Source organism: Pseudomonas sp. Sample_10 (assembly GCF_004321495.1).
Classification (GTDB): Bacteria; Pseudomonadota; Gammaproteobacteria; order Pseudomonadales; family Pseudomonadaceae; genus Aquipseudomonas.
The window spans coordinates 1-6,879 of record NZ_RCOE01000028.1; the positions used below are offsets into that span (position 1 = coordinate 1).

At 55.3% G+C, this 6,879-nt stretch carries 7 protein-coding genes and 1 pseudogene; 4 read left to right on the plus strand and 4 right to left on the minus strand.

Features of this window, described 5'->3' with window-relative positions:
* Window positions 1-89 (plus strand): annotated as a pseudogene (locus D8U18_RS28925) (hypothetical protein); the annotation flags it as partial.
* 89 nt (window positions 90-178) lie between these two features.
* On the opposite strand, the gene D8U18_RS01980 reads toward D8U18_RS28925, so the two are convergent.
* The gene (locus D8U18_RS01980; protein ID WP_056853598.1) at window positions 179-805 is read right to left on the minus strand and encodes a response regulator transcription factor; all 627 of its coding nucleotides are present in this window, start codon (window positions 803-805) and stop codon (window positions 179-181) included.
* Window positions 806-1,355: 550 nt separating this feature from the next.
* On the opposite strand from D8U18_RS01980, the gene D8U18_RS01985 reads away from it, so the two are divergent.
* The gene (locus D8U18_RS01985; RefSeq protein WP_131106897.1) at window positions 1,356-1,997 is read left to right on the plus strand and encodes a hypothetical protein; all 642 of its coding nucleotides are present in this window, start codon (window positions 1,356-1,358) and stop codon (window positions 1,995-1,997) included.
* Window positions 1,998-2,135: 138 nt separating this feature from the next.
* Here the strand turns inward: D8U18_RS01985 and D8U18_RS01990 are convergent, their stop codons facing one another.
* Together D8U18_RS01990 and D8U18_RS01995 are read right to left on the minus strand one after the other, a co-directional pair.
* The gene (locus D8U18_RS01990) at window positions 2,136-3,353 is read right to left on the minus strand and encodes an argininosuccinate synthase (RefSeq protein WP_020799894.1); all 1,218 of its coding nucleotides are present in this window, start codon (window positions 3,351-3,353) and stop codon (window positions 2,136-2,138) included.
* A gap of 129 nt (window positions 3,354-3,482) precedes the next feature.
* Window positions 3,483-4,388, minus strand: a complete 906-nt coding sequence (locus tag D8U18_RS01995; protein WP_056853600.1) for an OmpA family protein — start codon at window positions 4,386-4,388, stop codon at window positions 3,483-3,485.
* Window positions 4,389-4,547: 159 nt separating this feature from the next.
* Between D8U18_RS01995 and pyrC the strand changes: the two genes are divergently transcribed.
* Together pyrC and rnt are read left to right on the plus strand one after the other, a co-directional pair.
* On the plus strand, window positions 4,548-5,594 hold the full coding sequence (gene pyrC, locus D8U18_RS02000) for a dihydroorotase (protein WP_131106898.1): 1,047 nt from the start codon (window positions 4,548-4,550) through the stop codon (window positions 5,592-5,594).
* Complete coding sequence (gene rnt / locus D8U18_RS02005; protein WP_056853601.1) at window positions 5,591-6,268, plus strand: ribonuclease T; 678 nt, start codon at window positions 5,591-5,593, stop codon at window positions 6,266-6,268. Before pyrC ends, rnt begins: the two co-directional genes overlap by 4 nt.
* An 80-nt stretch (window positions 6,269-6,348) precedes the next feature.
* Here the strand turns inward: rnt and D8U18_RS02010 are convergent.
* On the minus strand, window positions 6,349-6,879 hold a 531-nt coding region (locus D8U18_RS02010; protein WP_131106899.1), incomplete at its 5' end, for a peroxiredoxin.

Consider the following 6,879-nt stretch of genomic DNA (forward strand, 5'->3'; position numbering starts at 1 on the left):
CCAACCTGAGCAAACGCCGCACCATCGACAATCTGCTGGAGGAGCGCCGACTGCAAAAGCAATTGGCCGATTACGATTTTGACTTATGACATCTAAAAGCCTCCCGAAACGGAGGCTTTTTGCTAAATGCTGAACCGTGACAAGTGCCCGCTTATCCGGTGTCGTCAACGCTGCGCAATCAGACAAGCCCATTGCGCTGAGCCAGCTCGATCAGGTCGACCAGAGAGCGCGCATTAAGCTTCAACAGCAACCGCGTCTTGTAGGTACTGACGGTTTTGTTGCTGAGAAACATCCCATCGGCAATCTCCTTGTTGGTCTTGCCCCGAGCCAGCTGTTGTAGAACCATCATTTCCCGCCCCGACAGGCGATCCACCATATCGGCTTCGCTGGCGTTGCCCAAACTGGCACGCACGGTGTGCAATGCTTGATTGGGGAAGTAACTGTAACCGGACAGAACAGCCTTTATTGCACTGAGCAACTCCGTCAGGTCCTGTTGTTTGCAAACATATCCGGCAGCGCCGGATTGCATGCATCGCATGGAGAAATGCCCAGGTGCCTGTGAAGTCAATATCAATACTTTCATCGGCAAGGCTGCCGAACTCAATCGTGCGATAACTTCCAGGCCATCGAGTTTTGGTATTCCAATATCCAGAATGACAATGTCCGGCATTTGTTCACGGGCAAGTTGTAATGCATCCACACCATTGTCTGTTTCAGCAACGACTTCGTAGCCATGACGTTCCATCAGCATACGTACCGCAAGACGAATGACGGGATGATCATCCACGATCAGCACTTTATTCATGGGCAAGTCCAATTTCGCTGTTCGAATTTTTAGAGCCCGCACAATAGCCTAGTCGTTTCCCCCATGGCATGCCGCGCCCCCCGGGCATCTACAGCGAAAGACATTCCCTACAAACATCGCGGATTAGTCTTACAAAAAACCCTCGAACTCCGCCTCTGGAAAACTGTATCCGCATTGTGCATGTGTTTTTTCAACGGTGGTTTTTTGTATCAATTCACAACAAACACAAACCTTTATCGACTCTATTTTTTCCCGCCGAACACAATCTGCCCCTCCATCCCCCTCAACGCAACAGATACTTTTAGTGCCAAACACTGAAAAAGGAAAGATCGCACAGGAAGTTCCACTCACCCTTACAGAAAAATTCAAGAATTGAACAACCATTAAAACAATACAACCCACACCGAAACAAACAGGGTATATTTTTAAAAACCAGCAACGAACCTTTTTAAGGGACTACAGCCAATCAACCGCAATAAACCAACCACTGCAATACAACCCATAAAACTTCAATCCATTAGAGAATAGACAACCAATATGAGTACAACACATGAAAATTCCCAAAAAAAGAATCGCAAACCCCATTACCGTTATCGCCATATTCGCAACACTGTCTGAAACTTCAGCAGCAGTGATATTACCTTTACTGGATAACAGAGAAAGGGAGATCTATATTTGGTTCTTGATAAGCTTTCCCTTTTATTTGCTTCTTCTTTTCTTTGCGACACTCAACTTCAATTATCGATCGTTGTACGCGCCTTCGGACTATGAAAAGGGCGAGCATTTCATAGAAGCCCTTGGTGAAATGGATAACCGGGAAAATGAGGCAACAGATGTTCCGCCTGCATCTCGCTCTCCCAACGCACAACCCCCTCCCGACGACATCGACTCGCGGCAAACCGCAGGCGAACAACGTATTCGACTGTCTCAGCCAGCAAATAGCCTGCAGATCATCGATGCACGTCAACTCAACAAGACAATCGAATTCAGTGCCTTGTCCCAGGCCATAAAAAAGCCACGGGAAAAACACTGTCAGGCAGTTTTATTTATCGCGGATACAGAATCGGAAAAATGCCTCAAGGAAGGCGCACTCAACCTTTTAAAGCAGACAAGAAAACGCAGCAACGCTACTTTTTATGTTGTTTACAATTTATGTTCAAAGAGAGTGACAGTTCTTGAATCTTGCCACTGACGTACACCACACGACGGTGATGAAAGCGGAGGGAGGTACCCGACAACGTGATATTGAGATTTCAGATAAAAAACAGCATCTGCAAATTTGTGGCCTCCTCGATGAGGAGGCCACAAATTCATTTCCGACTCAAAGGTCTCAGAACAGCTTGCGACCCTTGTTGGCTGCAATGCGCATACGCAGGGCGTTGAGCTTGATGAAGCCTGCCGCGTCGGCCTGGTTGTAGGCGCCGCCATCTTCTTCAAAGGTAGCAATGTTGGCGTCGAACAGCGACTCATCGGACTTGCGGCCGGTGACGATGACATTGCCCTTGTACAGTTTCAGACGCACGACACCGTTCACGTGGGCCTGGGACGCATCGATCATCTGTTGCAGCATCAGACGCTCAGGGCTCCACCAGTAACCGGTGTAGATGAGGCTGGCGTACTTAGGCATCAACTCGTCTTTGAGGTGAGCGACTTCGCGGTCCAGGGTGATCGACTCGATCGCACGGTGGGCGCGCAGCATGATGGTGCCGCCAGGGGTTTCGTAGCAGCCACGGGACTTCATGCCCACGTAACGGTTCTCGACGATGTCGAGACGACCGATACCGTGTTCACCACCAATACGGTTCAACGTCGCCAGAACGGTGGCCGGAGTCATTTCGACGCCGTCCAGCGCAACGATGTCGCCGTTGCGGTAGGTCAGTTCCAGGTACTGCGGCTTGTCAGGAGCCTTTTCCGGGGAAACGGTCCAGCGCCACATGTCTTCTTCGTGTTCGGTCCAGGTGTCTTCCAGCACGCCGCCTTCATAAGAGATGTGCAGGAGGTTGGCATCCATCGAGTACGGCGATTTCTTCTTGCCGTGACGCTCGATCGGGATCGCGTGTTTTTCCGCGTAGTCCATCAGCTTCTCGCGGGACAGCAGGTCCCACTCGCGCCACGGAGCAATCACTTTTACGCCTGGCTTCAAAGCATAGGCGCCCAGTTCGAAACGAACCTGGTCGTTGCCTTTACCGGTGGCGCCGTGGGAAATGGCGTCAGCGCCGGTTTCGTTGGCGATTTCAATCAGTCGCTTGGCGATCAGCGGACGCGCGATGGAAGTACCCAGCAGGTACTCGCCTTCGTAAACGGTGTTGGCGCGGAACATCGGGAACACGAAATCGCGCACGAACTCTTCGCGCAGGTCGTCGATGTAGATTTCTTTGACGCCCATGGCCTGAGCCTTGGCGCGTGCAGGTTCAACCTCTTCGCCCTGACCCAGGTCAGCGGTGAAGGTCACCACTTCACAGTTATAAGTATCCTGCAGCCACTTGAGGATCACCGAAGTGTCCAGGCCGCCGGAATACGCCAGAACGACCTTGTTTACGTCCGCCATGCCATCACTCCACGGGGTTCTACGGAAAGCCGAGAAGTCTACCGCTCATGCAGGATAATTTACAGTGGCGCGACAGCTTATGACGACGAAGCGACAGATTATGTCGAGAGCGCGACGATGACCGTAGAGTCAGGAAGTCGTTGAAGTGGCCGGTTTCACGGCTTGAGGTGCCACCTGCTCGGGTGGTGCTCCCCGTTCCAGACGTATGGTCACACGACGATTTCTCGAACGATTGGCGTTGTTGATATTGGGCGCCAACGGATAGGCTTCGCCGTGAAAGCGCAGGGTGATCTGCGATTCCTGGATCCCGTTGGCCTTGAAGAACTCCATCACAGCCAAGGCTCGACGTCGTGACAGGTCGCGATTGGTCAGGCGGTTACCGCTGTTGTCGGAATGGCCGTCAAGTTCGATATGGTTAACCGTCGGATCAGCCTTCATGTACTCCAGCATCACCCGGAGCTTGGCTTTCGCTGCCGCATCCAGATCGATACCGCCACCGGGGAAACCCACTTCGGATTGTTTGACCTGATCGAAATTCTGCGGCAACAATTTGGCCACACAGCTTTGGTAATCGGCGAATGCCTTGTTGAACCTGACCGGCAACAAGCGTACTTCCGATACCCGACCATCCGCCGAAGAATGCCGTACCACAGGGCTGCGACCGTCAATCAGGCCGCTGATCAGCCGTCCGGCCTGCGCTTGTGAACTGTTGAACAGCACGTTGCCGCTGCCGATTCGAACGGAGCCGAGATTGATGTCACCGCGCCCCGGTTGCCACGGCGCAGCCGCCGCCAACAGTGTGGCCGAGCCTCCACCCAGCATCGCATTATAGGCATTCAGACGAAACGTCGCCTGCTCGCCAGCGCGTCGCACGAATTGCCCTGAGCCGAAATCGGTGATCGGCTGGGTCAAGCGGCACTCGAACTTGTCACCTTCGACCGTCCACTCAATGCTCTCCAGACGAGTCTGGAAAGTGAGCGCCATCGCGGGAAGGCTGGCAAACACACTGAGCAAGGCTAAATAACGCTGGCGCACGGGAGGCTCCACTGGCTTCTACAACAAAAAGACCGACACACAGATGTTTACGGCATACCTGTTGGATATCGGAAGCTTCCTGCAAAACTTGATAGCGAGTGCCTGCAAGTGTCTTTTCCGGTAGCATTCCCCTCAGTTTGACCCGCCTGGAATCCCCTCATGTCCGACCGCCTGACCCTGCTGCGTCCCGACGACTGGCACATTCATCTTCGCGATGGTGCCGTGTTGACCAATACCGTTGCGGATGTCGCGCGCACCTTTGGTCGCGCCATCATCATGCCCAACCTGGTCCCTCCGGTCCGCAATGCGGCTGAAGCCGACGGCTATCGCCAGCGGATTCTCGCTGCCCGCCCGACCGGCAGCCCGTTCGAACCGCTGATGGTCCTGTACCTCACCGATCGCACCCAGCCTGAAGAAATTCGCGAGGCCAAGGCCAGCGGTTTCGTTCACGCCGCCAAGTTGTACCCGGCCGGCGCGACCACCAACTCGGACTCTGGCGTCACCAGTATCGACAAGATTTTCCCGGCACTGGAGGCCATGGCCGAAGTCGGAATGCCTTTGTTGATCCACGGTGAGGTCACCCGCGGCGATGTCGATGTCTTCGACCGCGAAAAAATCTTCATCGATGAGCACATGCGCCGTGTAGTCGAGCGTTTCCCGACGCTCAAAGTGGTGTTCGAACACATCACCACCGCTGACGCCGTGCAGTTCGTCAACTCGGCCTCGGCCAACGTTGGCGCGACCATCACCGCGCATCACCTGCTGTACAACCGCAACCACATGCTGGTGGGCGGGATTCGGCCGCACTTCTACTGCCTGCCGATCCTCAAGCGCAACACCCATCAGGAAGCCCTGCTCGACGCCGCCACCAGTGGCAGCGAGAAATTCTTCCTCGGTACCGACTCGGCGCCCCACGCCCAGCATGCCAAGGAAGCCGCCTGCGGTTGCGCCGGTTGCTATACCGCTTACGCCGCCATCGAGATGTATGCCGAAGCGTTCGAACAGCGTAACGCGCTGGACAAGCTCGAAGCCTTCGCCAGCCTCAACGGCCCGCGTTTCTACGGCCTGCCGGCAAACACCGATCGCATCACCCTGGTCCGTGAAGAATGGACTGCCCCAACCAGCCTGCCGTTTGGCGAGCTGACCGTTATCCCGCTGCGCGCCGGTGAAAAACTGCGCTGGCGCCTGCTGGAGGAACACGCGTGAGTGAAGACCATTTCGACGACGAACAGGAAGGCCAAGGCGGTGGCGGTGGTTCCCGTCACCCGATGGCCGCACGGTTTCGTGGCTATCTGCCAGTTGTCGTCGACGTAGAAACCGGTGGTTTCAACTCGGCCACCGACGCCCTGCTGGAAATCGCCGCAACCACCATTGCCATGGATGAAAAGGGTTTTGTCTACCCGGATCACACCTACTTCTTCCGGGTCGAGCCTTTCGAAGGCGCGAACGTCGAAGCGGCAGCGCTGGAGTTCACCGGGATCAAGCTCGATCACCCTCTGCGCATGGCCGTGAGTGAAGAAACTGCCCTGAACGATATCTTCCGCGGCGTGCGCAAGGCGCTCAAGGCCAATGGCTGCAAGCGGGCGATTCTGGTCGGCCACAACAGCAGCTTCGACCTGGGCTTCCTCAACGCTGCGGTCGCGCGCCTGGACATGAAACGCAACCCGTTTCATCCATTCTCCAGCTTCGACACCGCAACCCTCGCCGGTCTGGCCTACGGTCAAACTGTGCTGGCCAAGGCTTGTCAGGCGGCGGATATCGACTTCGATGGTCGCGAGGCTCACTCGGCTCGCTATGACACCGAGAAAACCGCCGAACTGTTCTGCGGCATCGTCAATCGCTGGAAACAAATGGGTGGCTGGGAAGATTTCGACGACTGATAGCTCGCCGCCCCCCCATAAAAAAACCGGCCTCTAAGGCCGGTTTTTTTTATCTGCTTTTTAAAGCTGGAGCGTGCGCCTTACAGTGCGGCAGCGTGCTCGGTCAGGTAAGCCGCAACGCCTTCTGGCGAAGCGTTCATGCCTTTGTCGCCTTTTTTCCAGTTGGCAGGGCAGACTTCGCCGTGCTCTTCGTGGAATTGCAGAGCGTCGACCAGACGCAGCAGCTCTTCCATGTTACGGCCCAGCGGCAGGTCGTTGATGATCTGCGAACGGACAACGCCCTTGTCGTCGATCAGGAAAGCGCCACGGAACGCTACGCCGTCAGCGGACTGAACGTCGTAGGCCTTCATGATTTCCTGCTTGATGTCGGCAGCCATGGTGTAACGGACTTCGCCGATACCGCCATTGTTGACCGGAGTGTTGCGCCAGGCGTTGTGGGTGAAGTGCGAATCGATCGATACCGCGACCACTTCAACGTTGCGTGCCTTGAACTCAGACATGCGGTTGTCCAGAGCGATCAGCTCCGACGGGCAAACGAAGGTGAAGTCCAGTGGGTAGAAGAACACCAGGCCGTATTTGCCTTTGATGGCCGAGGACAGGGTGAAGCTGTC

Excerpts from the sequence above, each read along its gene's own strand:
- D8U18_RS01980 (WP_056853598.1), bottom strand. The coding sequence starts at position 805 with ATGAATAAAGTGCTGATCGTGGATGATCATCCCGTCATTCGTCTTGCG.
- D8U18_RS01985 (WP_131106897.1), top strand. The coding sequence starts at position 1,356 with ATGAAAATTCCCAAAAAAAGAATCGCAAACCCCATTACCGTTATCGCC.
- D8U18_RS01990 (WP_020799894.1), bottom strand. The coding sequence starts at position 3,353 with ATGGCGGACGTAAACAAGGTCGTTCTGGCGTATTCCGGCGGCCTGGAC.
- pyrC (WP_131106898.1), top strand. The coding sequence starts at position 4,548 with ATGTCCGACCGCCTGACCCTGCTGCGTCCCGACGACTGGCACATTCAT.